Here is a 25,906-nt window from a genome sequence, read left to right on the forward strand (position 1 = left end):
CGCGATCCGCCCACCGCCGGACAATCCGACCAGTGACGCGCGGGGAAGCCTCAGCGCGGTCATCAGCTCGTGGTGGATCCTCGGATGGCGGTGTGGTGCGGTGCGAGCGCGGCCATCTCGGTGTCCCACATCCGGGAGTCGAGGATCCCGCCGTGCAGCAGGATCACCGGATCGCCTTCACCCGGACTTCTTACGCCAATTCGCCGTTCCCGACTGAACTCTCCCCGTGGTCTTACCGCACGGTACCGAAGAACGACGAAGGCCCCTTTCCCCGAAGTGCGGGGAAAGCGGCCAACGCGGGAGGTGCTTACGCCTTGGTCATCTTTCGCAGGACGTACTGCAGGATGCCGCCGTTGCGGTAGTAGTCCGCCTCACCCGGGGTGTCGATGCGGACGTCCGCGTCGAACTCCACCTTGGTGCCGTCGGTCTTCGTCGCGGTGACGTGCACCGTGCGCGGGGTCTCGCCGTCGTTCAGCTTCGTGATGCCCGAGATGTCGAACGTCTCGGTGCCGTCGAGGCCGAGCGACGAGGCCGACTCGCCCGCCGGGAACTGCAGCGGGATGACGCCCATGCCGATCAGGTTCGACCGGTGGATGCGCTCGAACGACTCGGTGATCACCGCGCGCACGCCCAGCAGCGAGGTGCCCTTGGCCGCCCAGTCACGGGAGGAACCGGAGCCGTACTCCTTGCCGCCCAGGACGACCAGCGGGGTGCCCTGCGCCGCGTAGTTCTGCGCCGCGTCGTAGATGAACGCCTGCGGGGCGTCGTCCTGGGTGAAGTCGCGGGTGTAGCCACCCTGCACGTCGTCCAGCAGCTGGTTGCGCAGCCGGATGTTCGCGAAGGTGCCGCGAATCATGACCTCGTGGTTACCGCGACGCGAGCCGTAGGAGTTGAAGTCCTTCTTCTCGACGCCGTGCTCGGTCAGGTACTGCGCGGCCGGGGTGCCCGGCTTGATCGCGCCGGCGGGGGAGATGTGGTCGGTGGTGACGGAGTCGCCCAGCTTCGCCAGCACGCGCGCGCCGGAGATGTCGGTGACCGGGGCGGGCTCCGCCCGCATGCCCTCGAAGTACGGGGGCTTCCGGACGTAGGTGGACTCCGCGTCCCAGTCGAAGGTCTTGCCCTCGGGGGTCGGCAGCGACTTCCACCGCTCACCACCGTCGAAGACGTCGGCGTAGTCCTTGGTGAACATCTCCTGCGTGATCGCGTAGTCGATGGTCTCCTGGATCTCCGTGGCCGACGGCCAGATGTCCTTCAGGAAGACGTCGTTGCCGTCGTTGTCCTGGCCGAGCGCCTGGTTCTCGAAGTCGAAGTCCATCGTGCCGGCGAGCGCGTAGGCGATGACTAGCGGCGGCGACGCGAGGTAGTTCATCTTCACGTCGGGGTTGATGCGGCCTTCGAAGTTCCGGTTGCCCGAGAGCACCGAAACCGCGGTGAGGTCGTTCTCCTGGATCGCCGCGGAGATCTCGTCCGAGAGCGGACCCGAGTTGCCGATGCACGTGGTGCAGCCGTAGCCGACCAGGTGGTAGCCCAGCTTCTCCAGGTACGGCCAGAGGCCGGCCTTGTCGTAGTAGTCGGTGACGACCTGCGAACCCGGCGCCATCGAGGTCTTGACCCACGGCTTGACCGCGAGGCCCTTGTCGACCGCGTTCCGGGCGAGCAGTGCCGCGCCGAGCATGACCGACGGGTTGGAGGTGTTGGTGCAGGAGGTGATCGAGGCGATCACCACCGCGCCGTGGTCGAGGACGAACTCGCCGCGGTCCGACGTGCTGACCTTGACCGCCTTGCTCGGGCGGCCGCTGTGGCCGTTCGCCGCCGACTGGATGTCGACCGCGCCCTCGTCCTTGAACGAGAGGGCGACCGGGTCGCTGGCCGGGAAGGACTCCTCGACGGCCTCGTCGACGTTGGTGTGCGGGGTGTCCTGCTCACCGCCGACGTAGTCGTGGATCGACTTGCGGAACGCGTTCTTCGCGTCGGTCAGCTCGATGCGGTCCTGCGGGCGCTTCGGGCCGGCGATCGACGGGACGACCGTCGACAGGTCCAGCTCGATGTACTCGGAGTACTCCGGCTCGTGCGACGGGTCGTGCCAGAGGCCCTGCTCCTTGGCGTAGGCCTCGACGAGCGCGACCTGCTCCTCGGAGCGGCCGGTGAGCTTGAGGTAGCGGACGGTCTCCTCGTCGATCGGGAAGATCGCCGCGGTGGAGCCGAACTCCGGGCTCATGTTGCCGATGGTGGCGCGGTTGGCCAGCGGCACCGCGCCGACGCTCTCGCCGTAGAACTCGACGAACTTGCTGACCACACCGTGCTTGCGCAGCATCTCGGTGATGGTGAGCACGACGTCGGTGGCGGTCACGCCGGTCGGGATCTCGCCGGTGAGCTTGAAGCCCACGACGCGCGGGATGAGCATGGAGACCGGCTGGCCCAGCATGGCGGCCTCGGCCTCGATGCCGCCGACGCCCCAGCCCAGCACGCCCAGGCCGTTGACCATGGTGGTGTGCGAGTCGGTGCCGACGCAGGAGTCGGGGTACGCCTGGCCGTTGCGGGCCATCACCGTGCGCGCGAGGTGCTCGATGTTGACCTGGTGCACGATACCGGTGCCCGGCGGGACGACCTTGAACTCGTCGAAGGCGCCCTGGCCCCAGCGCAGGAACTGGTAGCGCTCGCGGTTGCGCTCGTACTCGATCTCGACGTTGCGCTCGAAGGCGTCGGGGCGGCCGAAGACGTCGATGATGACGGAGTGGTCGATGACCAGCTCGGCGGGGGCGAGCGGGTTGACCTTGTCCGGGTCGCCGCCGAGGTCGGTGACGGCCTCGCGCATGGTGGCGAGGTCGACGACGCAGGGCACGCCGGTGAAGTCCTGCATGATCACGCGGGCGGGCGTGAACTGGATCTCGATCGACGGGTCGGCCTTGGCGTCCCAGTCGCCGAGCGCGCGGATGTGGTCGGCGGTGATGTTCGCGCCGTCCTCGGTCCGCAGCAGGTTCTCGAGCAGGATCTTCAGGCTGTAGGGAAGGCGCTGGGAGCCCTCGACCTTGTTCAGGCGGAACACCTCGTAGGAGGCGTCGCCCACCTTCAGCGTGTCTTTGGCGCCGAAGCTGTCCTTGCTGGCGGGTGCGGTCACTTCTAACTCCAGTGGCGGGTCAGTTCGGTGAGTTCTCCAGGCCGTGCGGGTCGGCCGGGAGCGAGTCTTGCGCACCCCCACCGTAAGTCCGGACGCGGGATGGCACACCTCGTTCGTCCCTTCAAACAGTACGCCCGTCCTTTTTTGAATTCAAGTCACCCCCTGGTTCCGCACCCTTCCCGCTCACTTTGGTCGGCAGGCCGGCATGCGGCTCATGAAGGTCTCACCGGCGTGCGGCCGTCCGAGTGACGAAACGTTCGTCTGTTCGTCCCCCGTTGAGGGGAAATGATGCCTACGGTGTGTAAGTTCCTGGTGGTGCTTGTGGTATTGCTGTGACGGCAGTGGCACAGTGAGTTCAGTGTTCAAGATCAGGAGGTGGGCGGATCGTGCGTGGTGAAGCCGGGTCGCGGGCGAAAACCCGCCGTGGTGTGACCATCGGCGCGCTCGCCGTCGCCTTGTTGCTCGGCGTGACGGGCACGGGGCTCGCGGTCCCGCCGCCTCCGCCGAACCCCAGCGACTCCGAAATCAACTCCAGCAAGGCCGAAGCCAACGCCAAAGCGGGTGACGTCGGCAGGCTCACGAACCAGCTGGCCCAGGCCGAGTCCAAGCTCGCTCAGCTGAACGACGACGTCCAGCTGAAGATGGAAGAGGCCAACAAGGCGAGGGTCGACGCGGAGAGCGCGCAGGACGAGGCCGCCCGGGCCGATCGCGAGGCGCGGTCCGCGCGCACCGAATCCGACGCCGCGCAGGCGACCATCGACAAGGCCCGCGCCGACCTCGACAGGTTCGCCGCCGCCAGCTTCCAGCAGGGCAGCACCATCGGCTCGGTGTCGGCGTACCTGACGGTCAACAGCCCGAAGGAACTCCTCGGCCGCGCCCAGATGCTCGACGCGGTCGGCGGCAGCAGGCTCAACGCGCTGGACACGATGAAGCGCGCGCAGACGGACAAGTCCAACAAGGACGCGACCGCGCGCAAGAAGCTGGAGATCGCGCAGGAGCGCAAGCGCGCGGCCGAGGCGGCCGAACACGAGGCCGACAACGCGCAGAGCGCCGCGCAGCACGCGCAGGACACCCAGGCCACGCAGAACCAGAAGCTCGAAGCCGACAGGGCCGGTGTCGAGAAGCAGCTCTTCGAAGCGCAGCAGAAGGTCAGCGGCCTGCAGGGGCAGCGGCAGCGCTACGAGGACTGGAAGGCGCAGAAGGCCCGCGAGGACGAGGAACGCGCTCGTCAGGCGGCTCTCGCCGCGTCGACGCCCAGCCCCAGCCCCAGCCAGGGCGGAGGTGGCCGTCCGACGGCCAAACCCGTCCAGTCGGCCCCCACCGGGGCGAGTGTCGAAGCCGTCGTCCGGCGGGCACTGTCGCAACTCGGCGTGGTCTACGCCTGGGGCGGTGGCAACACGGCCGGTCCGACGCGCGGTATCCGCGACGGTGGCACGGCCGACCATTACGGCGACTACAACAAGATCGGCTTCGACTGCTCGGGCCTGATGATCTTCGCGTTCGCCGGGGTGAGGTCGCTCCCGCATTACAGCGGCTACCAGTACAACGCCGGGCGGAAGGTGCCGCTTTCGCAGATGCGCCGCGGCGACATGCTCTTCTGGGGCGGCAGCGCGCGGGGCATCCACCACGTCGCGATGTACCTCGGGAACGGGCAGATGGTCGAGGCGCCGCAGTCGGGTCTGCGGGTCCGCATCTCGCCGGTGCGCTACGGCGGCATCATGCCGTACGCGACCCGCTTGATCGGCTGAGCGTGACTCACGCGGGGATCGTGCTGGCGGGCGGCGCCGCGCGTCGCCTGTCCGGGGTGGACAAACCCGCGCTCCCCGTCGGGGGGAAACCGTTGCTGGCCAGGGCGCTGGCCGCGCTCGCGGAGGCGGATCCGCTGATCGTCGTCGGCCCGGAACGGCCGGGTTTCGGTGATGTCGTCTGGACCCGGGAAGCTTCGCCCGGAACGGGTCCGGTCGCCGCGCTGGCCGCCGGACTCGCGTTGGTGCGTACGGAGATCGTCGTGGTGCTCGCCGGTGACCTCGCCGGCGTCCGGAAGTCCACTGTGGATCGGCTGGTGGCCTCCCTCGGTGCCGCCTCGGGTGCGGTTCTGGTCGACGGTTCGGGGGAGCGGCAATGGCTGCTCGGCGCCTGGCGCGCGAAGGCGTTGCGCGCGGCCTTGCCGGAGACGGTGGAGAACGCCTCGCTGCGGCGGACGTTGGGCGGGCTGGACATCGTCGAGGTGCCCGAGGAGCCGGGCGAGAGCGACGACATCGACACGCCGGAGGATCTGGACCGGTTCTCCTAAAGGCCCGGGAACCTGTCGGCGTGGTCCGGCATCATAAGCCGGTGCGCAAGCAGTCTTGGGCGAAGAGCAGGTCGAGTGTTCTCCTCGACAGCGAGGCGTTCTTCGAGGATTTTGACACTTGGTCCACTCGTCTGGCTCTGGAAGAGCTACTCGACGAAGCCCTGGCGATGCCGGAGATCTCGGGGGAGTTGAAGCGGGAAGAACTGCGTGCGGAGGGGGCGCGCGAAGCGGTCCTTGCGAGCGTCTCGGCGCTCGCAAAGGTCAGGATGGAACGCGAACGTGCTCGGACCGCGTCCCCCCAGCCGATATCCTGGGCGCTCGCCTTCAGGGAAGGGCGCCTGTTGGTCGGCGTAGGGACCTTGCTGGTCGGATATCTCAGTGTTCTGCAGGCCGCCTGGCTGAACATGCCGGTGTTCTTCAGGGCGTTCGGCCTGACAGGTCTAGCTTGTGTGGTCGTCTTGTGTGCCGGGATCATCGGCCGTCGCTTGCCGGAGTTGTTCGTTCGGGGTACGCGGCGTGTCGCAGCTGTGCCGCATCCCAAGTTGATCGCACTGGGTGACCGCTGGGATCACGCACTTCGCGAGATAGTTCTGCCCGAAGTCCGTGCCTACATACGAGACAGCCGCCAGACGCGTGACAGCACGAACCTGGTGTTCGCCGAGCCGGATCCCTTCGAGGAAGGTTCGGAACACAACCTGGTGCACACATCGGCTGTCAAGAGGCTGCGACGGATAGTCGATCGGGCCGATTCGGTCGCGGTCGCCCTGGCCGGGTATCGAGGAGCGGGCAAGACCACTTCGATCCGTTCCCTCGAGCGAGGGTTGCTCAACCGGGCGGGTCAGGCCGCGCCACTGGTTGTGATCGCTTCCGCGCCGGCTGCCTACGAGGCCCGTGACTTCGTCCTGCACTTGCACGCTTTGTTGTGCAAGGCCGTACTCGCGGCGATCCCGCCGGGACTTACCAGGCCGGCGGATCGTGTCCGCTGGTGGACGATGCTGGCTGGAGCTGTCAGGCGCTTGGTTTCCTTCGTCCTGAAAGTCGGCTTCGCTTTGACGGTCGTTTGGCTCCTCTGGGGTGGAACCCCTTCCCGGGCCTCTGCAGAACTCGGTGCTTTCGGTACTGACCTCCTGCGCGGCAAGATCACCATGCAGTTGATCTGGTCAGGCTTGTCTGTTCGGCGTTTGTTGGCCCTCGGCGTCTTGGTCATTGTTCTCTGGCGAGTGTCCTTCGGCGTGATCATGGTTCTCCTCAAGACCGTCTTCCGGATGGTGGTGCGGAGGAGAGAGGCGAGACTCAACAATTTGCAACGTGTCGCGAGACAGCAGCTCGACCGGATCCGCTTCCTGCAGACCTACACGACCGGATGGTCCGGAAAACTCAGCATGCCGCTGAAAGGTGAAGCCGGCCGGACCTGGTCCACGCAGCGTGCCGAGCAGCAACTCACTCATCCCGAGGTCGTCGACAAGTTCCGGGAGTTTGCCCAGTTGGCCGCTGAGCGACTCGACGCGGAGAACGTCGCAGGGCGGGTCGTGATCGCGATCGATGAACTGGACAAGATCGGGGAACCCGACAAGGCGCACCAGTTCATCAACGATGTGAAGGGCGTATTCGACGTCCCGGGGTGCCTGTTCTTCGTCTCAGTGTCGGACGACGCCGTCCTCGGCTTCGAGCAGCGAGGACTCGGCGTTCGCGATGCGTTCGACAGCGCGTTCTCGGAGATGGTGCGGCTCGAACCGTTCACTTTGGACGAAAGCAGGCTCTGGATCGCCTTACGGCTGAGGGGAATTTCCGAGCAATTCTGCTATTTGGCGCACTGTCTTTCAGGCGGTCTGCCCCGTGATCTCAAACGCTGTGCCGTCGAGATGGTCGACCTCGCCAACGAGGTCTATCAGCCGTCGCTGGAGATCGTGGCGCGAAGCCTGGTCACTGGAGAGATGGCGGGGAAGACCCGAGCGTTCACCGCCACCGCGGCGAGCTTGGACCGATCACCCGAACTGGTGACCTTGACCACTGACTTGCTCGGCATTCCCGGGACGGGTCCACCGGGGGAACTAGCCGAACTCGCCGGGCGTCTGGTGCGGGCCGACGGAGTGGACGCGGCCGCGCCGATCAGCGACCTGCGCTGGCACAGCGGCTGTTTCGTGCTGTTCTGTGCGACAGTGCTGGAGATCTTCGACGATACGTTGACGGGCGACCGGCTGGGCCCGGAACTGCATCGGCTGGCCGTCGTCAGGCAGCGGATGGCGATGCATCCGCGGCAGGCGTGGGACGACCTGACGGAGTTCCGGAAGAACCAAGGGCTGAGCTAAGCGGACAGGTCGCCGAGGCCTTCACAGCCGTCATACCGCTGATCGGGTTGGCTACCTTCACGAACGGCTGTGTCACCGACCACTACGGTCACATCCGGACGCAAGAACGCAAGCGGGGAACACAGGAGGCACGAGTGACCGAGCCCGGCTACGCCGACGGCGCGCAGCAGCAGCCCGGAACGCCGGCGCGGGACGCCCAGTTGCTGGAGCGGACCGTGTTCGAGGTCAAGCGGATCATCGTCGGCCAGGACAGGCTGGTCGAACGGATGCTGGTCGGCCTGCTGGCCAGGGGCCACCTCCTGCTCGAAGGCGTTCCCGGCGTCGCGAAGACCCTCGCCGTCGAGACCTTCGCGCGAGTGGTCGGCGGCTCGTTCTCTCGCGTGCAGTTCACCCCGGACCTGGTCCCCGCCGACATCCTCGGTACCCGGATCTACCGGCAGGGCGCCGAGCGGTTCGACGTCGAACTCGGCCCGGTGGTGGCGAACTTCGTGCTCGCCGACGAGATCAACCGCGCGCCGGCGAAGGTGCAGTCGGCGATGCTCGAGGTGATGGCCGAAAGGCACGTGTCGATCGGCGGCCAGACCTTCTCGATGCCCGACCCGTTCCTCGTGCTCGCCACGCAGAACCCGATCGAGAACGAGGGTGTGTACCCGCTGCCCGAGGCGCAGCGCGACCGGTTCCTGTTCAAGATCGTCGTCGAGTACCCGACCGCCGAGGAAGAGCGGGAGATCATCTACCGGATGGGCGTCACCCCGCCCACCCCGCAGGAGGTGCTCTCCCCGGGTGAACTGGTCCGCCTGCAGGGTGTGGCCTCGCAGGTGTTCGTGCACCACGCGCTGGTGGACTACGTCGTCCGCCTCGTGCTCACCACCCGCACCCCGAACGACCACGGCCTCGCCGACGTCGCGGGCTGGGTGTCCTACGGTGCCTCGCCCCGTGCCAGCCTCGGCATCATCGCCGCCTCACGGGCGCTGGCGCTGGTCCGCGGCCGGGACTACGTGCTGCCGCAGGACGTCGTCGACGTCGTTCCCGACGTGCTGCGCCACCGGCTCGTGCTGTCCTACGACGCGCTGGCCGACGGCGTCCCCATCGACCACATCATCACGCGGGTGCTGCAGACCGTGCCGTTGCCGCAGGTCTCGGCCCGTCCGCAGGGCGGCGCCGGGCAGGGTGGCCCGGTCCCGGCCGGCGCACCGGTCAGGTAAGGAACTCGCGTGAAGAACGAGAAGGGCGAACGTCCTTCCTGGGCACCGCCGGTACTCCGCGGGGAGCGGATGGAGGCGGGCCTGCGCACGCTCGAACTCGACGTGCGCCGTCGTCTCGACGGTCTGCTGCAGGGGAATCATCTCGGCCTGGTGCCGGGGCCCGGTTCGGAACCGGGGGAGGCCCGGCCGTATCAGCCCGGTGACGACGTCCGCCGGATGGACTGGGCGGTCACCGCCCGGACGACGAGCCCGCACATCCGGGAGACCGTCGCCGACCGCGAGCTGGAGACGTGGCTGGTGGCGGACGTGTCCGCGAGTCTCGACTTCGGCACCGCGCTGTGTGAGAAGCGCGACCTGGTCGTCTGCGCGACGGCCGCCGTCGCCCACCTGACCGGCGGTGGCGGCAACCGGATCGGCGCGCTCGTCTCCAACGGGGCGGGCAGCATCACGCGCATCCCGGCACGCGGCGGGCTCCCCCATGCGCGGGGACTGGTCCGCAAGATCGCCGAAACCCCGCGTGCCGAGGAAGGTGTCCGCGGGGATCTCGCCGCGGCGCTGGAGAAATTGCGCCGCCCGCCCCGCCGTCGCGGGCTCGCCGTCGTGATCTCCGACTTCCTCGGTGACATGGAATGGCAGCGCCCGTTGCGCGCGCTCGGTGGGCACCACGACCTCATCGCCATCGAAGTCCTCGACCCGCGCGACATCGACCTGCCCGACGTGGGCACCGTCGTGCTGGCCGACCCGGAGACAGGGAAACAGCGCGAAGTGCACGCTTCGGCCTTGCTGCGCAAGGAGTTCGGCGCCGCGGCGCATGCGCACCGCCAGGATGTCGCGGCCGCGCTGCGCCGGGCCGGTGCCGCGCATCTGGTGCTGCGCACCGATTCGGATTGGATCGCGGATATGGTCCGGTTCGTGGTGGCCCGCAAACGCCGCTGGTCCGGTGGTGTCGCGTGAGCCTGACCGGATTCGCGTCACCGTGGTGGTTCCTGCTGCTGCTGGCGGTCGCCGCGGTGGCCGTGGGCTATGTGCTCTCCCAGCGTGCGCGGCGCAAGCGCACCATGCGGTTCGCCAACCTGGAACTGCTGGAAAAGGTCGCGCCGAAGAGCCAGGGATGGGTGCGCCACGTTCCCGCCATCCTGATCGTGCTCTCGCTGCTGGTGCTGACCGTCGCGCTCGCCGGGCCGACGGCCGAGCAGAAGGTGCCCCGCAACCGGGCGACCGTGATGCTGGTGATCGACACCTCACTGTCGATGGAAGCGACCGACGTCGCCCCGACCCGGTTGAAGGCGGCCCAGGAGTCGGCGCGTTCGTTCGCGCAGAACATGACCCCCGGGGTGAACCTCGGGCTGATCTCCTTCGCGGGGACGGCGACCGTACTGGTCGCGCCGACCACCGACCGCGGCGGTGTGGTGAAGGCGATCGACAACCTCAAGCTGGCGCAGTCGACGGCCACCGGTGAGGGGATTTTCGCGGCGTTGCAGTCGATCGAGAGCTTCTCGGCGATCGTCGGCGGCGCGGAAGGTCCGCCGCCCGCCCGGATCGTCCTGATGAGTGACGGCAAGCAGACGGTCCCGGACGACCTGTACGCCCCGCGAGGCGGCTACACGGCCGCGCAGGCCGCGAAGCAGGCCCAGGTGCCGATCTCGTCGATCTCGTTCGGGACCACGCACGGTTCAGTCGACATCGATGGCAAACCGCAGGACGTGAAGGTCGACGACGAGTCGCTGGAGGAGATCGCCCGGCTTTCGGGTGGCGACTTCTACAAGGCGGCGAGCGCGGACGAACTGAAACGCGTGTACGACGACCTCGGTGAGCAGATCGGGTACGAACTGAAGGACGCCGACGCGAGCAGGCCTTGGGTCATTCTGGGGACTTTGGTGCTGATGATCGGGGCGGCCGCTTCGCTCTTCCTGGGGCAGCGACTGCCCTAGTTTCACCTACCGCGCGTGCTATGAACGGTCCGTTACTTGCAAAATTTGCAAGTAACGGACCGTTCATAGCACGGGGCTGAGCGCCTCAGGGGGTCCCGAAGCCGTTCTGCCGCCAAGCCTCGTAGACGGCGATCGCCGCGGTGTTCGACAGGTTCAGCGAACGGCTCGTCGGCAGCATCGGCAGCCGCACCCGGTCGGTCACCTGGGAGGCCTCCCGGACCTCCGCGGGCAGCCCAGCCGACTCCGGCCCGAACATCAGCACATCTCCGGGCTCGTACGCGACATCGGTGTGCAGCCGCGTCGCCGAAGCGCTGAACGCGTAGACCCGGGCGGGGAGCAGCGCCGTCCACGCGGCGTCGATATCCGCGTGGACGTGGACGCGCGCGAGGTCGTGGTAGTCGAGCCCGGCGCGGCGCAACTGCTTGTCCTCCAGGGTGAAACCGAGCGGCTCCACCAGGTGGAGTTCGCAGCCGGTGTTCGCGGTCAAGCGGATCGCGTTACCCGTGTTGGGCGGGATTTCCGGGCGGTAGAACAGGATGCGGAACACGAGGGTTGATCGTCTTTCGTTCACGGTCGCTTCGCCTGAGCGCGGCCGGGTGGCCATCATGCCGGACGAGCATGAGGCCCGCCCGTGACCATCCCACCACAGGAGGGCTTCATGCCTTCACTCCCTCATCCCCTGTCGCGGCGTCGCTTCCTCGGTTATGGCTCCGCCGGCGCGGCCGCGGTCCTGCTGGGGACCGGTGCCTGGAACGCCGCCGGCGCGATGCCGCTCGCTCGCGGTGCCGGTGACCCGTTCACCCTCGGTGTCGCGTCGGGTGACCCGTTGCCCGGCGGTGTCGTGCTCTGGACCAGGCTCGCGCCGAAGCCCTACGAGGCCGACGGCCTCGGCGGGATGCCGCGGACGCCGGTCCGCGTCGAGTACGAGGTGTCGCTCGACGAGCGCTTCCGCGCCGTGATCCGTCGCGGGTCCGTGGTCGCCACGCCCGAACTCGGCCACTCCGTGCACCCCGAGATCCACGGTCTCGCGCCGGATCACGAGTACTTCTACCGCTTCCGCACCGGTGGCGAGGTCTCGCCGGTCGGCCGCACCCGGACGGCGCCCGTCGCGTGGTCGTCGCCGCGCGAGCTGAACTTCGCGTTCGCGTCGTGTCAGAACTGGGAGGCCGGGCACTTCACCGCGTACGAGCACATGGCGGCCGAGGACCTCGACCTGGTCGTGCACCTGGGCGATTACCTCTACGAAAGCGGCGTCACGGGTGTCGGCCGCGGAACGCCGGTGGGGCCGCAGTTCAAGGGCGAGACCTTCGACCTGGCCCGCTACCGGCTCCAGTACGCGCTCTACAAGTCCGAGGCGCCGCTGATGGCCGCGCACGCCGCCTTCCCGTGGATTCACGTCAACGACGACCACGAGGTGGAGAACAACTGGGCGGGCGACATCTCGCAGATCGACAAGGAGCCGGACCAGGACCGCGCGGTGTTCCGCCAGCGGCGCGCCCAGGCGTTCCAGGCGATGTACGAGCACCTGCCGTACCGCATCGCCCAGCTGCCGAAGGGGCCGGACGCGCGGCTTCACCGGAGGCTGAGCTATGGCACGCTGGCCGACTTCACCATGCTCGACACCCGCCAGTACCGCGACGACCAGCCGTGCGGTGACGGCCAGTCGGCGAACTGCACCGAGCGATTCGACGAGGAGCGCACGCTGCTCGGTTCGGAACAGCGGAAATGGCTGCTCGACGGCTTCTCCCGGTCCCGCGCGCGGTGGCAGATCCTCGGCAACCAGGCGCCGATGGGCCAGACCGACACCGACGCCGGGGAGGCCACGAACGTCCACCTCGACCCGTGGGACGGCTACGTCTCCGACCGCGACCGTGTGCTCGCCGCCGCGCAGGACCGCGGCGTGCGGAACCTGGTGGTCATCACCGGTGACAGGCACCAGAACTACGCCTGGGACCTCAAACGCGACTTCGGCGACCCGGGTTCGCCCACCGTCGCGAGCGAGTTCGTCGGGACATCGATCACCAGCGGCGGCAACGGCGCCGACATGACGCCTGCCGGGGAGAACCTGTTGAAGGCCAACCCGCACATGAAGTTCTTCAACAGCCAGCGCGGGTACGTCCGGGTCAACGTCAACCGGCGGCGCTGGCGAAGCGACTTCCGGGTGGTGCCGTTCGTCAACACCCCCGGCGCGCCGATCAGCACGCGTGCCAGCTACGTCGTCGAAGACCGGCGCCCCGGCGTTCAGTCCGCCTGAGCGGGCAAGAGGGCGGCGTACACCTCGCGCACCGACGCGGGTGGCGCCGCCTTCCTGAGCGTCTTCGGGTCGACGAAGACGTAGCGGGTCTTCACTTCCGTGCACAGGTCGCCGCCGCGGCTGATCTCGAAGTCGACGATCAGCGACGTCGTGCCGAGATGGTCCAGGTACACGGCCACGACCAGTTCGTCGTCGTAGCGGCAGGGCGCGCGATAGCGGAGGTTCGACTCGGCGACCACGACGTCGACACCGTGGTCCAGCGCCGCTTCGTGGGAGCCGAAGAGGGCCTTCTCCACTTCGAACATGGCCATGTCGACGTAGGCGAGGTAGTTCGCGTTGAACACGATGCCCTGTCCGTCGCATTCGTGGTAGCGCACGCGCAGCGGCATTTCGACGATCGGTTTCCGTGGCTCGGTCACGGTTCCAACCTACGTGAAAGACTCCTTCCTTTGGCTTGGCTTGAGGGCAGGGTTCCGGCGCAGTCGCATCACCGCTGGTCAAGTGAGTGTTGGAGTGACGGAGGCGGGCTCGTCACAGCGGCCTGGCACCTTCTCGACTGTCCACAGAGGACGCTTCAGGGGAGATGGTGCCCGATTCGGGTGTTTGCGGAGCGGTCGTAAGTGGTGAGGATGGTTAGAGCCAAGAGGGTTTAGGTACCTACTGGTGCTGCGCGTGAAGGTTCCCTTCCCAGTACATGAAGGCCCCTTCCTTGCGTCTAGGTACAGGAAGGGGGCCTTCATGTACCTCGTACGACCTCGTGGCATCAGGCAAAGGAACGCCGCAGGTACCTAAGAGAGGGCTCGCCTGGTAACTATCGCGGTGTGCGGGTGGCGGTGTCGCGTGACCAGCGGGACGACACACGTGACAGGATGGACGACACGCGTGTCGTCCATCGGCTCACTCGCGTCGTCCATCCCGTCATGCGGCTCGGCCCCCTGTCATCTGCCCCCTTGGGGTAGTAGACGATGCCCAGCTCGAATTACCAAGAGCGAAACCGACCAGCGGCTATGCGACTTTGCCGGGACCCTGGCCTCGGGGGAAGGAGCCCTTCACGGGGTTCAGTCGATGAAATCGATGTTCGGATGGCGCGGCGACTCACCGTCGAACAGGTGCCGGTCGCGGCCCTTCAGGTGCAGATCGAAGAACGCGCCGATGTACTCCCGTTGCGCCGCCAGCGATCGGCGGGGATCGATGGTGCCGATGACCGCCTCACGTTTCTCCGGCGCCACTCGCGAGCCGAGTTGCGGCACGACGACCTGAAGATCGCTGTAGGCCATGTGCGTGCTGCCGCCGCGCAGCAGCAGGTCCCGCTTCCAGCCTCGTTGGTTGGCCCAGAAGTCGGACCAGCTGCGGTCGAACTCGGGCTGCCGGTGCGTGTGCTCCAGCGGCTTCCCGTTCTCGTCGACGCCCTCGGCGCCCATCAGCATGAACGGCCGGTCGAGACCGCGTTTCGTGACCTCGCCGGGCACGTAGGCACTGCCCGGGGGGTAGCCGAACGCGGTCGCCATCGCGCCGTCCAGGTTGATCCCGGCGTCGATCCGGCGGTCGTGCACCATCGTCTCGCCGGAGGTGAACCCGCCGTAGGAATGCCCGTAGGCGCCGACGCGGGACAGGTCGAGGGACCAGCCGAGGCCGCGGGGGAGCTGCCGCTTCTCCGCGTCGGGATTCTCGCCACGGGCGATCTTCGCGAGCTGGTCGAGGACGAATCGGGTGTCGCCGACCCGTGCGTCGAGGGCCTTCTTCATGAATTCGGGTCCCTCGCCCGGCGGCAGGGCCGTTTCGAGCCGCCCGCCGGGGAATTCGACCGCCGCGCTCTCATAGGTGTGCGAGAGCGAGACGACCACGTAGCCACGGCTCGCCAGATCGTCGACGATCGCCGAGTACGTCTCCCGAGGGCCGCCGAAACCGGGGGAGAAGAGCGCGACCGGCTTGGGCGCGCCATGCGCGGCGGGAACGCCGATCTCGGCCCGTCGCTTCGCCGACGCCCAGTCGATGGAGCCGACCGGGAGGCCGAGATAGTCCTCGCCGGACAGCGCCTGGTCGATGACGCCGCTCATCCCCGGGGTGAGCCACGGCGCGCGCGGCCCGTCGGCGAACCGGTCCGCCGGATAGGTGACGGTGACCATGAGTTCCCGGCGCCGTTCCGGTTTCCACGGATCGGGCCGGGAACCGTCGACGAGGTGGATGTCGGTGGTACCGACGTCGTGGTGGCCGGTGAGGGCCGGTGCGGTGAGCTTGGCCTGGCCGGCCGCGACGGCGGGGGCCGCCGTGGCGAGCCCGCCCGCGAGCGCGAGGCCCGCGATCAGCGCCGAACCCCGCACCACCCTGGTGTGTCTCGATGACACTGCTGGAGTCCTTCCGGATCGGGGCGGCCGGGCGGCCGCCTGCCTCCGACTCTGGCAGCGCTCCAGGTCGGCGCGCATCCCTCTGAGGATGGAGCGCGGGTCACCCGTGCAGGGCACGGTAGGCCGACGCGGCACCGGGATGCAGCGGGACCTTGCCGGTACCGATCAGCGTCCGGACGTCGAGGAACTGGGTTCCGACAGCGGGTGCGGGGACGAGGTCGGCGGCGTGTCCGGCGAGCACGCGCGCGACGGCGGCCGCGACGTCGTCGGGTAGCGAAGGCGCGGCCAGCAACAGGTTCGCGACGCCGATCGTCCGCAGTTCGCCGACTCCCTGGTAGGCCTGCGCCGGCACGTGGACCTGGTCATATACCGGGCCGTAGCCCGCCCGCAGCTCCGGCAGATGGGCGTCCAGGGGGAGCAGGGTGATCGCGGTGGTCCGGTTCAGCTCGGTGAGCGCGGGAGTCGGGATCCCGCCGGACCAGAACAGCGCGTCGACCTCGTGTGCCGCCAACGCGGTGATCGCCGCACCCAGGAGCAGGTTCTTCGCCTTCACCGAAACTTGGGCGCGGGCGAACAGCCGCGAGCTGAACACCGCCACGCCGGAGCCGCTCGCGCCCATCGCCACCGGCCGTCCGGCCAGATCGGCGAGCGACCGCACACGGCCGTCCGCGCGGACCACGAGCTGGTGATAGTTCTCGTAGACACGGCCGATGGCCGAGAAGGCGATCGGGACGGAGAACGGCTCCGCGCCGGCGAAGGCCGCCTCGGCGACGTCGCCGAGGACGAGCCCGAGATCGGCCCGGCCGTCCCGCAACCGCCGGAGGTTCTCGACGCTGGCCTCGGTGGCGACGGCCGTCGCGCGCAGCCGCGGCTCGGCGCGGTTCAGCTGCTGGGCGAGCAGTTCCGCGAAGGCGAGATAGAAACCGCCGCTTTCGCCCGCCGAGATGACGACCTCCCGCTCCGGCCCCCGGTAACCCGCCGTCGAACAGCCCGCGAGTGTGGCCAGCCCGGCGACTATCGCCGTACGCCTGGTGACGGTCATGATGTCCCTCCCGTGGCGAGGGGGAGTTCGACGCGGACTTCGAGTCCGTGCGGTTCGGCTTGGCGCAGCTCGAGTTTCCCGCCCCGGGCGAGCACGTGCTGGTTCGCGATCGAGAGGCCGAGTCCCGTCCCGCGCGGCGCGCCGTCGCCACCTGCCCGCCAGAACCGTTCGGTCGCCCGTTCACGGTCCTCTGTGGACAGTCCAGGACCGTTGTCGGAGACGAAGACCGTGGCGCTCGCGTCACCGGCCACATAGCCGGTGGTGATCGTGGCGCCGCGGCCCGCGTAGTGCACCGCGTTGTCCAGCAGGACGTCCAGCACCTGGGCGAGATCGCCTTCCGGGCACCGCACGGGCACCGGCTCGTCGTGGCCTTCCGACGCCGCGAGGTGGACTCCCGCGTCGTCTGCCGAGGGACGCCACGCGTCGACCCGTTCGGCCAGTACGGCCGGGAGATCGCAGGGTTCGTCGCCGGATTCACCCGCGGCGAGCCGGGTCGCGGCGCTTTCGGCGAGCGCCAGCGCGAGCAGCCCGTCGAGCAAGGACTCCAGGCGCTCGACCTCCGCGACGGTCGCCCGGTAGGCCCGCTGGCCGTCCCCGTCGACCTGCGCGGCCAGCGAATCCACCCGCAACCGCAAGGCGGCCATGGGATTCCGCAGCTGATGCGACGCGTCCGCGACGAGCCGCCGCTGCTGCTCGGACGCCTCGACGACGGCGTCGGACATCCGGTTGAACGACGTGGCGAGCGAACGCAGCTCGCGGGGCCCCGCGCGGTCGGGCACCTGTGCGCGATGCCCCTCGGTGACCGCCTGGACGCCGGTTTCCAATTCGTGCAGCGGCCGCACCATCCAGCGGGCGAGCAGGACCGCGAGCAGGACGAACAGCGCCGCGACCAGCACCGCGCCCGCGACGATGGCGGCCCAGCGGGTGGCGACGTCGGCCGCCGCCGCGGTCACCGACGCGCGAAGGACGACCACTCCGGCCACCCGGGTCCCGGTTCCCACAGGGCGGGCGAAGTAGACCGGATCCGCCGACCATGGGCTCAGCTGCTCCGGTCCCTTCGCGGGCTGGTTGCGCAGCGCGGCCTCGACGAGCGAGCGGACCACCGGTTCCCCGGCGGTCATCCCGCCGGTTTCGACCAGCGGACCTCCGCGCGCGTCGACCACCACGACGGCCTCGCCGTATAACGACGAATACCGGGCGGCGTCGACCGTCAGCGTGGTCGCGTCGCCGGCGTCGACGGACTGCTGGGCGAGGACGGCGAACCGGTCGACGTCGGCGTTGCGGGCGATCACCAGCTGCTGGGTCCGCTGCGCGGCGGTCGAACCGAACAACGGGATCGCGAACGCGGCGACCACGGTCAGCGCGAGCGCGACGAGGACGACCAACAGCCGGGTGCGCACGGGTCAGTCCCGGCCGAGGCGGTAGCCGAAACCCCGGATCGTGGTGAGCAGTCCCGGCCGGTCGAGCTTCGCGCGCAGCTGGGTCAGGTGCACGTCGAGCGAACGGGAGACGGCGAGGTACGCGTCGCCCCAGACCTCGTCCATCAGCTGCTGGCGGCTCACCGCGGTGCCCGGCCGCGCGGCGAGCACGGCGAGTACGGCGAATTCCTTGGCGGTGAGCCCGATGTCGGTCCCGTCGACAAGCACGCGCCGCGCGCCGAGGTCGATCTCGACGTCCTCGACGCGGACGACGCCGTCCTGCGGCGTGGCCGAGACCGCGGCACGCCGGACGACCGCGTCCATCCTCGCCAGCAGTTCGGCCAGGCGGACCGGTTTGGTCAGGTAGTCGTCGGCGCCGAGCCGCAGTCCGCGCACCACGGACCGTTCGTCCCCGCTCGCGGTGAGCACGAGCACCGGCACCGGCGACACCTGCCGGACCTTCCTGAGCACGTCGAGCCCGTGCATGTCGGGCAGGTTGAGATCCAGCAGGATCACGTCGGCCGCGCGATGCCGGTGCAGCGCGTCGCTGCCCCGGATCGCGTGGGAGACGGTATGGCCGCGCGATTGCAGCGCTTCGGCGAGCGCGTCGGCGACCCCGGCGTCGTCTTCGACGAGCAGCACCCGCACGGCCATACCTTCCCGCCTAGCCTTCCCGGCCGGACACGAGCTCGGGCTCGGGCTGCTTCTTCTTGTCCAGCTCCGAGGTCTTCGAGGTTTCCCGCATTGTGCCGTACACGATCAGCGACACCAGGACACAGCCCGCGACGTAGAAGAAGAACACCGATTCGTGACCGGCGCCCTTCAGCGCCTGCGCGATGAGCTCGGCGGTGCCGCCGAAGATCGCCACGGTGAGCGCGTAGGGGAGACCGACGCCGATGGCGCGGATCTTCGTCGGGAACAGCTCGGCCTTCACGATCGCGTTGATCGAGGTGTACCCGGTGACGATCACCAGCCCGGCCAGCATCAGCAGGAAGGCGAGCACCGGCTCCTTCGTCCCGCCCATCAGCGTCATGATCGGGACGGTCAGCAGCGTGCCGGCGATGCCGAAGAACATCAGCAGCGGACGGCGGCCGATGCGGTCGGAGAGTTTGCCCGCGAACGGCTGCAGGATCGCGGCCACGAGGATCGCGCAGAACAGGATCAGCGTGACCGTCCGGCGCGGGATGCCCGCGGTGTTCTCCATGAACTTCTGACTGTAGGTGGCGAAGGTGTAGAACGACACCGTGCCGCCGAGGGTGAGGCCGATGACGAGCGCGATCTCCTTGGGGTACTTGATCAGCGCTCGCAGCGTGCCCTTGTCGCCCGCGTCCTTGCCGGTGCCGGACGCCTTGGCCTCCTCGAAGCTGGCCGACTCGTCCATCCCGCGGCGCAGGAACATCACCACGACCGCGGCGAGCGCGCCGACGACGAACGCGATCCGCCAGCCCCACGACGTCAGCTGTTGTTCGGTCAGGGTGGCCTGCAGCAGCAGCTGGAGACCGAGCGCCAGCAGCTGGCCGCCGTAGAGCGTCACGTACTGGAAGCTGGAGTAGAAGCCGCGCTTGCCCGGAGTGGCCACTTCGGACAGATAGGTCGCGGAGGTCGAATACTCACCGCCGACCGAGAGCCCTTGGATGAGCCGGGCCACCAGCAGCAGGATCGGCGCGGCGATCCCGATCGAGGCGTAGGTCGGCGTCAGCGCGATCATCAACGAGCCCGCGGCCATCAAAGTGACGGAAAGCACGAGTGCGCTTCGCCGCCCGAAGCGGTCGGCGAACCGGCCCAGCATCCAGCCGCCGAGCGGCCGCATGAGGAAACCGACGGCGAAGACCGCAGCGGTGCCGAGGAAGGCCGCCGTTGTGTCTTTGGTGGGGAAGAAGGACTTGGCGAAGTACGTGGTGAAGGCGGCGTAGGCGTACCAGTCGTACCACTCGACCAGGTTGCCGATGGAGCCGCGCAGCACGTTGCCGACGACTCGCCTCTCGCTCACGGGCGGCGACGCTTCGCCGATCCGGGTTGTCATCTTTGACCTCCTGTGTTCCGGCTCACGGTGAACAATCCGTGACCGCCGGGCAAGGTTTCGGCGCGGTTCCTAACATCCGCTTAGGACGGTCGCGGTTACCCGGAGGTAGGGGTGGCGCGGCTCCGGCGGGCGCCGGGTGTGCCGATAACCTCAGTGCCGTCAGCGCGACAGGACGAGGCGAGGAGAGCTGAAGTGGGACGGTCGGTACTGGTCACCGGCGGAAACCGCGGCATCGGTTTGGCGATCGCGAAGGACCTCGCGGCGCAGGGGCACAAGGTCGCGATCACACACCGCGGTTCCGGAGCGCCCGAAGGCCTCTTCGGGGTGCAGGCCGACGTCACCGACGCCGAGCAGATCGACGCCGCCTTCAAACTCGTCGAGGAGCACCAGGGCCCGGTCGAGGTCCTCGTCGCGAACGCGGGCATGACCGACGACACCCTCCTCATGCGGATGAGCGAGGAGCAGTTCACCCGAGTGGTGGACGCCAACCTCACCGGCGCCTACCGGGTCGCCAAACGCGCCTCGCGCGGCATGCTGCGCGGGAAATGGGGTCGCTACATCTTCATCTCGTCCGTCGTCGGCCTCACCGGCTCGGCCGGCCAGGTCAACTACGCGGCGAGCAAGGCCGGTCTCGTCGGTCTCGCCCGTTCGCTCGCGCGTGAGCTGGGCTCGCGCAACATCACCTCGAACGTCATCGCGCCGGGATTCGTCGCCACGGACATGACCGACGAACTCGGCGAGGACCGCAAGAAGGAGATCCTCGCCCAGGTTCCCTCCGGCCGGTACGCCGAGCCGTCGGAGATCGCCGCAGCCGTCCGCTATCTCGCCTCCGAAGAGGCCGGGTACGTCAACGGCGCCGTGCTGCCGGTCGACGGCGGCCTCGGCATGGGCCACTGACGTCCCCGTTTTCCCGTACTGATCGAAACCACCCGGACTGGAGGTCCCGTGCCAGGACTGCTCGAAGGCAAGCGCCTGCTGATCACCGGCGTCATCACCGACGCCTCGCTCGCGTTCCACGCGGCCAAGATCGCGCAGCAGGAGGGCGCGAAGGTCGTGCTCACCGGCTTCGGCAGGCTGTCGCTCGTCGAGCGCATCGCCAAGCGTCTCCCCGAGGAGGCGCCGGTGCTGGAGCTGGACGTCACCAACCAGGAGCACCTCGACTCGCTCGCCGACCGCGTCCGTGAGCACGTCGACGGTCTCGACGGGGTGCTGCACTCGATCGGGTTCGCCCCGCCGTCGTGCCTGGGTGCGCCGTTCCTGGACGCCCCCAGCGAAGACGTGAAGGTAGCCGTCGACGTCTCGGCGTACTCCTTCAAGGCACTCACGGTCGCGACCCTGCCGCTGCTGTCGCGCGGTTCGTCGATCGTCGGCATGGACTTCGACGCGCGCGTCGCGTGGCCCGCTTACAACTGGATGGGCGTCGCGAAGGCCGCGCTGGAGTCGGTCAACCGGTACCTGGCCCGCGACCTGGGCCCGCAGGGCATCCGGGTCAACCTGGTCAGCGCCGGCCCGATGAAGACCATGGCCGCGAAGTCGATCCCCGGGTTCTCGGATCTGGAGAACGGCTGGGGCGACCGGGCCCCGCTCGGCTGGGACAGTTCCGACCCGGACCCGACGGCGAAGTCCGTCTGCGCCGTGCTTTCGGACTGGCTGCCCGCGACCACCGGTTCGATGATCATGGTCGACGGCGGTTTGCACGCCACCGGCTTCTAGTTCCACAAGTACATGAAGGCCCCCTTCCTTGCGCCAGGCGCAAGGAAGGGGGCCTTCATGTACTTCAGGGGACGCGCATCAGGGGAGAACGGCCTGAGCCACCTGCCACGAGTCCTCGAGCAGCAGGTACTTGGTGATCAGGCCGTCGTCGTTCACCTCGAATTCGATGGTGAAGGCCGTTTCGATCACCTTGCCGGTGCCGCGGATCGTCGAGCGGAGGCGGCCGATCGCGACCGCGTGCGGCCCGTCGACGAGGACGCGTTCGACGTCGAACCGGTCCTTGACGAGCCCTTTGTCGAGCAGATCGTAGAACTCGCGGATCTCCGCCCGGTTCCGGCGCGGTCCGATCCACGGGACCAGTTCGGTCGCACCGGGGATGTCCCACGCGACACGTTCGGCGAACAGTTCCGTGGCTCCGTCGGTGTCCCCTTTGGACATTCGACGGAAGAACTCGGCAAGGGTGGCTCGGGTTCGTTCGGACATGATTCTCCTTACTGGGTAACGGGTTCGCGGAGCAGGCGGGTGTCGTCGGTGCGCTGGACACCGGCGGCGAAGGTGAGCGCGACGACGGTGGCGACGCCGAGGCCGACGCTCACCCAGGCGACGCTGGGATAGCCGAGACCGGCGTCGATCGACTCGCCGCCGAGCCACGGGCCGACGGTGTTGCCGACGTTGAACGCGGCGGTCGTGCTCGCGCCGACGAGCGTGGGCGCGTTGCCCGCCACGGCGAAGGCGCGGACGTTCAAAGCGGGGTTGACCCCGAATCCGGCGACGCCGAACAGGAAGACGGCGACGATCGCGACCGGGGTGGCCGGGCCGGACAGCGCGAGCAGCACCAGGGCGAGGAGGGCGACGGCGAGTCCGACGTAGAGGGTCGCGAAGGGGCGCGCGTCGGCGAGCCGTCCACCGGCGGTGATACCGATCAGCGCGCCGAGCCCGAACAGGGAGAGCACACCCGGCACCCAGCTTTCCGGCAGCCCGGCGACCTCGGTCAGCAGGGGCGCGAGGTAGCTGAACGTTGCGAAGATCATCGCCTGCGCGAACGCGATGACGCCGAGCGCCAGCCAGAACCGGCCGCCGCGGTAGAGCCGCAGTTCGGTCGCCACGTCGGTCTTGGTCGCACCGTTCTGCGTCTCGGGGACCAAGGCGAAGACCCCGATCAACGCGACGACGGTCAGTGCCGTGACCGCCCAGAACGCGGCCCGCCAGCCCGCGTGCTGGCCGAGGAAGGTCCCCGCGGGCACGCCGGCGATGTTCGCGATGGTGAGCCCTCCGACCAGGATGGCCAGCGCGCGGCCGCGGCGCTCGACCGGGACCAGCGCGACGGCGGTGGCCGCCGCGACCGCCCAGAAGCCGGCGCAGGCGACGGCGCTGACCACGCGGGTCGCGAAGAGCAAGGCGTATCCCGAGCTCAGCGCGCCGACGACGTGCGAGATGCCGAAGACGACGAGCAAGGCCATCAGGGTGGCGCGCCTCGGCACCCTCAGCGTCGCGATCGCGAGCAGGGGAGCGCCGACGACCATGCCGATCGCGAAAGCCGAGATGAGCAGCCCGGCCTCTGGGATGCCGACGTTCAGATCGGCCGCCATCCCGGGCAGCAGGCCGGTGATCATGAACTCGGACGTGCCGAGCGCGAACACGCTCAGTCCGAGTACGCAGACTGCCAAAGGCACGGGGATTCCCTCCAGTTTTGTATTGATCAGTCCAAAATTTGGGCAGCGTTGCGCGCGGGGTTCTTCCAAGTGTCAGTTCGCGGCGATCGCGTCCAGTGCGATGGCGGAGACGGCCTCCATCGCCTCCCGTCCGGCGCCGCGCCGGGACATCAGCCGGAGTCCGGCGACGGTGCTGTGCGCGAACTCGGCGATGGCGCCGGGATCGCGGTCGCCGTCGATCGTCCCGTCGAGCTGTCCTTCTCTGGCGCAGGCCGAGAGAAGGGTGAGATGCCGCGCGGTGTCGGCGTCGATCCGCGCTTTGATCTCGAGATCGCGGTCGCCGAATTCGGCCACCGTGTTGACCACGAGGCAACCGCGGCCGTCGTGTGCGACTTCCTCGTCGATCGTGTAAGAGAACAGCGCGCGGAACCGTACGACGCCGGTCCCGGGCTCCTCCAGCAAGGCCGTCCTGGCCACGATTCCGCGTTCGGCGTAGTGGTCGAGCGCACGTATGAACAGTTCGTGCTTGCTGGTGAAGGTGTTGTAGATGCTGCTGCGGCCCAGGCCGGTGGCTTCGCAGAGGGCCTGCGTCGACGTGCCCTCGTAGCCGCGAAGCCAGAACGCGTTCATGGCGCGCCCGATCGCGGCGCGCTCGTCGAATTCCTTCGGCCTGGCCATGGGAGCGACCGTACCAGATTTTGGATCGATCAGTTCAAAACGGGCCCAGTCAGCGTGCGGGGTGCCACAACGGCAAGATGACAGGGTGGGTTACGACGCGCTGCTTTGGCTTTCGTTCGGTGGTCCCGAGGGACCCGACGAAGTGATGCCGTTCCTGGAGAACGTCACGCGGGGCCGTGGGGTCCCCCGGGAACGACTGCTCGAGGTCTCCGAGCACTACCAGCACTTCGGCGGGGTCTCGCCGATCAATCGGCTGAATCGGGACGCGATCTCCGCGGTGGAGAAGCGACTCGCGGCCGCCGGGATCGAGCTGCCCGTCCACTTCGGCAACCGCAACTGGCGGCCGATGGTCGAGGACACCCTCGCCGAGATCACCAAGGCGGGTGCCCGGCGCGTCCTGGTCTTCCCCACGAGCGCGTACGGCGGCTATTCCGCCTGCCGTCAGTACGACGAGGACATCGAGCGCGCCCGCGCGTCGGTCGGTGACGGCGCGCCGGAACTGGTGAAGCTGCGGCAGTTCTTCGACCACCCGCTGTTCGTCGCCGCCTTCGCCGACGCCGTTCGCGCCGCGCACGCGAAGCTGGGGAATCAGCCCGGAACCAGGACCGTCTTCTGCGCTCACTCGGTGCCCGAATCCGCTGACACCGCGTCCGGACCGCCCTCGGAAGGCGGCCGGCGCTACTCGCGCCAGATCGCCGAGGCCGCGCGCCTTGTCGCGGCCGAAGCGGGTATCGAGACCTACGACGTCGTATGGCAGTCACGCTCCGGCCCGCCGCAGGTGCCGTGGCTGGAGCCGGACATCGTCGACCACATCGACGCACTGCACGCGGAAGGCGTCACCTCGGTGGTCGTCTGCCCGGTGGGTTTCGTGTCCGATCACCTTGAAGTGATCTGGGACCTCGACAACGAGGCCGCCGAACGGGCCGCGGAGTACGGCATGGGCTTCGCCCGGGCCGCGACGCCAGATGCCGACCCGCGTTTCGCCGAGCTCGTCGTGGAGCTGATCCGGGAACACACCGAAGGAGCGCCCGCGCGGAAGCTGTCGCCGTTCCCGGCGGCCGGGTGCACGGTCAACGGGGCGCCTTGCGCGATCGGGTGTTGCGAGCCCGCGAAGAGGCCCGCGCGCCCTTGAGCATTGAGGTCAGTCCCGCAATGCCGAGACGTGTCGCGAAAGTTACTTTGGCGTAGGCCGACGGTCCGTGAAGGCCTCCTTGAGGGACCCAGAGTCCCTCAAGGAGGCCTTCACGGACCGCCCAGCTGACCCGAACGTGCGGTTCGATTCCTGCCACTGTCGATGGTCAGTGAGCTTTTCCCGGGGTGGCGGTGATCCTCGACAGGTGGAGGTCGATCAGGGCGATGGCCTCTTCGCCGGACTGATAGCCGAGCAGCACCGCGTCGCCGAGGCCGGAGACCAGCGCCAGCAGAAGCGCGGCTTCGGTGGCAGGGTCGACGGTGGGCACGAACTCGCCGTCGTCCAGGGCGGCGGCGAGCATGGCCGCCACCGCGTCGCGGAGCTGGCCGTGGCCGGTCCGGAAGTGGCCGGCGATCTCCGGATCCTTGAGCGCGCGCATCAGGAAGGCGTTGGCGACCAGCGCGTCGTCCCTGGCGGCCTCGTCCAGGGGGAGCAGGGCGACGAGCAGATCCCGGACGCGGGGTGCTGAGGGGGTGGTGATGCGCTCCTCGAGTCCGCTTCGCAAGGTGGTCGTCGCGAAGCGCAGCATGTCGTCTCTCGACGCGAAGTAGTGCTGGACGAACCCTTTCGAAATACCGGCTTCGGCCGCGACCTCGTTCAGGCTGACCCCTTCGAGTCCCCGGTCGGCCGCGATGCGTCGGACGGCCGCGGCGATCTGCTGCCGCCGGTGCTCGTGATCGACTCGTTTGGGCACCCACTCCTCCTTTTGGCAGTCTGATCGGATTGCAAACTT

22 protein-coding genes are annotated in these 25,906 nt (G+C 68.6%); 10 read left to right on the forward strand and 12 right to left on the reverse strand.

Annotation, left to right across the window (positions count from 1 at the left end; translation table 11 throughout):
* Window positions 1-307 precede the first annotated feature (307 nt).
* Window positions 308-3,118 carry an aconitate hydratase AcnA gene (gene acnA, locus ACZ6DT_RS36890; RefSeq protein WP_465603904.1) on the reverse strand — a complete coding sequence of 937 codons (2,811 nt, stop codon included), beginning with the start codon at window positions 3,116-3,118 and terminating at the stop codon, window positions 308-310.
* A gap of 386 nt (window positions 3,119-3,504) precedes the next feature.
* Between acnA and ACZ6DT_RS36895 the strand changes: the two genes are divergently transcribed.
* The 6 genes from ACZ6DT_RS36895 (at window position 3,505) to ACZ6DT_RS36920 (ending at window position 10,856) form a co-directional block, all read left to right on the forward strand.
* Window positions 3,505-4,866: an NlpC/P60 family protein gene (locus tag ACZ6DT_RS36895; protein ID WP_465603905.1), complete on the forward strand. Its 1,362-nt coding sequence runs from the start codon at window positions 3,505-3,507 to the stop codon at window positions 4,864-4,866.
* 2 nt (window positions 4,867-4,868) lie between these two features.
* Window positions 4,869-5,411 carry a molybdenum cofactor guanylyltransferase gene (mobA, locus tag ACZ6DT_RS36900; RefSeq protein ID WP_465603907.1) on the forward strand — a complete coding sequence of 181 codons (543 nt, stop codon included), beginning with the start codon at window positions 4,869-4,871 and terminating at the stop codon, window positions 5,409-5,411.
* Between the two features lie 41 nt (window positions 5,412-5,452).
* Complete coding sequence (locus ACZ6DT_RS36905) at window positions 5,453-7,720, forward strand: hypothetical protein (protein WP_465603910.1); 2,268 nt, start codon at window positions 5,453-5,455, stop codon at window positions 7,718-7,720.
* Window positions 7,721-7,854: 134 nt separating this feature from the next.
* On the forward strand, window positions 7,855-8,925 hold the full coding sequence (locus ACZ6DT_RS36910; protein ID WP_465603912.1) for an AAA family ATPase: 1,071 nt from the start codon (window positions 7,855-7,857) through the stop codon (window positions 8,923-8,925).
* 69 nt (window positions 8,926-8,994) lie between these two features.
* Entirely contained in the window at window positions 8,995-9,879 is an 885-nt protein-coding gene (locus ACZ6DT_RS36915) for a DUF58 domain-containing protein (RefSeq protein WP_465604050.1), read from the forward strand.
* Window positions 9,876-10,856, forward strand: coding sequence for a VWA domain-containing protein (locus ACZ6DT_RS36920; RefSeq protein ID WP_016334115.1), 981 nt, complete (start codon window positions 9,876-9,878; stop codon window positions 10,854-10,856). Before ACZ6DT_RS36915 ends, ACZ6DT_RS36920 begins: the two co-directional genes overlap by 4 nt.
* 85 nt (window positions 10,857-10,941) lie before the next feature.
* On the opposite strand, the gene ACZ6DT_RS36925 is transcribed toward ACZ6DT_RS36920, so the two are convergent.
* On the reverse strand, window positions 10,942-11,403 hold the full coding sequence (locus tag ACZ6DT_RS36925; protein ID WP_465603914.1) for a tRNA (cytidine(34)-2'-O)-methyltransferase: 462 nt from the start codon (window positions 11,401-11,403) through the stop codon (window positions 10,942-10,944).
* Between the two features lie 111 nt (window positions 11,404-11,514).
* Between ACZ6DT_RS36925 and ACZ6DT_RS36930 the strand changes: the two genes are divergently transcribed.
* Window positions 11,515-13,110, forward strand: coding sequence for an alkaline phosphatase D family protein (locus ACZ6DT_RS36930; RefSeq protein ID WP_465603916.1), 1,596 nt, complete (start codon window positions 11,515-11,517; stop codon window positions 13,108-13,110).
* Here ACZ6DT_RS36930 and ACZ6DT_RS36935 read toward each other — a convergent pair.
* From ACZ6DT_RS36935 to ACZ6DT_RS36960, 6 genes are all read right to left on the reverse strand, one after another.
* On the reverse strand, window positions 13,098-13,529 hold the full coding sequence (locus tag ACZ6DT_RS36935; protein ID WP_465603918.1) for an acyl-CoA thioesterase: 432 nt from the start codon (window positions 13,527-13,529) through the stop codon (window positions 13,098-13,100). The two genes, ACZ6DT_RS36930 and ACZ6DT_RS36935, sit on opposite strands and share 13 nt — an antisense overlap.
* 639 nt (window positions 13,530-14,168) lie before the next feature.
* Window positions 14,169-15,455: an alpha/beta hydrolase family protein gene (locus ACZ6DT_RS36940; protein ID WP_465603919.1), complete on the reverse strand. Its 1,287-nt coding sequence runs from the start codon at window positions 15,453-15,455 to the stop codon at window positions 14,169-14,171.
* Between the two features lie 100 nt (window positions 15,456-15,555).
* Complete coding sequence (locus tag ACZ6DT_RS36945; protein WP_465603921.1) at window positions 15,556-16,497, reverse strand: TAXI family TRAP transporter solute-binding subunit; 942 nt, start codon at window positions 16,495-16,497, stop codon at window positions 15,556-15,558.
* Window positions 16,494-17,897 (reverse strand): sensor histidine kinase, encoded by a 1,404-nt coding sequence (locus ACZ6DT_RS36950; RefSeq protein ID WP_465603923.1) that lies wholly within the window; start codon window positions 17,895-17,897, stop codon window positions 16,494-16,496. Before ACZ6DT_RS36950 ends, ACZ6DT_RS36945 begins: the two co-directional genes overlap by 4 nt.
* A gap of 3 nt (window positions 17,898-17,900) precedes the next feature.
* Window positions 17,901-18,569 carry a response regulator transcription factor gene (locus tag ACZ6DT_RS36955; RefSeq protein ID WP_465603925.1) on the reverse strand — a complete coding sequence of 223 codons (669 nt, stop codon included), beginning with the start codon at window positions 18,567-18,569 and terminating at the stop codon, window positions 17,901-17,903.
* Between the two features lie 10 nt (window positions 18,570-18,579).
* Window positions 18,580-19,938: an MFS transporter gene (locus ACZ6DT_RS36960; RefSeq protein WP_465603927.1), complete on the reverse strand. Its 1,359-nt coding sequence runs from the start codon at window positions 19,936-19,938 to the stop codon at window positions 18,580-18,582.
* 192 nt (window positions 19,939-20,130) lie between these two features.
* Between ACZ6DT_RS36960 and fabG the strand changes: the two genes are divergently transcribed.
* Both fabG and fabI read left to right on the forward strand, forming a co-directional pair.
* Window positions 20,131-20,835: a beta-ketoacyl-ACP reductase gene (gene fabG / locus ACZ6DT_RS36965; RefSeq protein ID WP_016334125.1), complete on the forward strand. Its 705-nt coding sequence runs from the start codon at window positions 20,131-20,133 to the stop codon at window positions 20,833-20,835.
* Window positions 20,836-20,883: 48 nt separating this feature from the next.
* Window positions 20,884-21,651, forward strand: a complete 768-nt coding sequence (fabI, locus tag ACZ6DT_RS36970; RefSeq protein WP_465603929.1) for an enoyl-ACP reductase FabI — start codon at window positions 20,884-20,886, stop codon at window positions 21,649-21,651.
* A gap of 78 nt (window positions 21,652-21,729) precedes the next feature.
* On the opposite strand, the gene ACZ6DT_RS36975 is transcribed toward fabI, so the two are convergent.
* From ACZ6DT_RS36975 to ACZ6DT_RS36985, 3 genes are all read right to left on the reverse strand, one after another.
* On the reverse strand, window positions 21,730-22,134 hold the full coding sequence (locus ACZ6DT_RS36975) for a nuclear transport factor 2 family protein (protein ID WP_465603930.1): 405 nt from the start codon (window positions 22,132-22,134) through the stop codon (window positions 21,730-21,732).
* A gap of 8 nt (window positions 22,135-22,142) precedes the next feature.
* Complete coding sequence (locus ACZ6DT_RS36980) at window positions 22,143-23,324, reverse strand: Cmx/CmrA family chloramphenicol efflux MFS transporter (RefSeq protein WP_465603932.1); 1,182 nt, start codon at window positions 23,322-23,324, stop codon at window positions 22,143-22,145.
* Between the two features lie 72 nt (window positions 23,325-23,396).
* Window positions 23,397-23,981, reverse strand: coding sequence for a TetR/AcrR family transcriptional regulator (locus tag ACZ6DT_RS36985; RefSeq protein ID WP_465603934.1), 585 nt, complete (start codon window positions 23,979-23,981; stop codon window positions 23,397-23,399).
* Window positions 23,982-24,066: 85 nt separating this feature from the next.
* Here ACZ6DT_RS36985 and ACZ6DT_RS36990 point away from each other — a divergent pair, with 85 nt between their 5' ends.
* Window positions 24,067-25,113 (forward strand): ferrochelatase, encoded by a 1,047-nt coding sequence (locus ACZ6DT_RS36990; RefSeq protein WP_465603936.1) that lies wholly within the window; start codon window positions 24,067-24,069, stop codon window positions 25,111-25,113.
* 166 nt (window positions 25,114-25,279) lie between these two features.
* Here the strand turns inward: ACZ6DT_RS36990 and ACZ6DT_RS36995 are convergent, their stop codons facing one another.
* Complete coding sequence (locus tag ACZ6DT_RS36995) at window positions 25,280-25,867, reverse strand: TetR/AcrR family transcriptional regulator (RefSeq protein ID WP_465603937.1); 588 nt, start codon at window positions 25,865-25,867, stop codon at window positions 25,280-25,282.
* Window positions 25,868-25,906 lie beyond the last annotated feature (39 nt).

This window comes from Amycolatopsis sp. NPDC041971 (assembly GCF_055588925.1).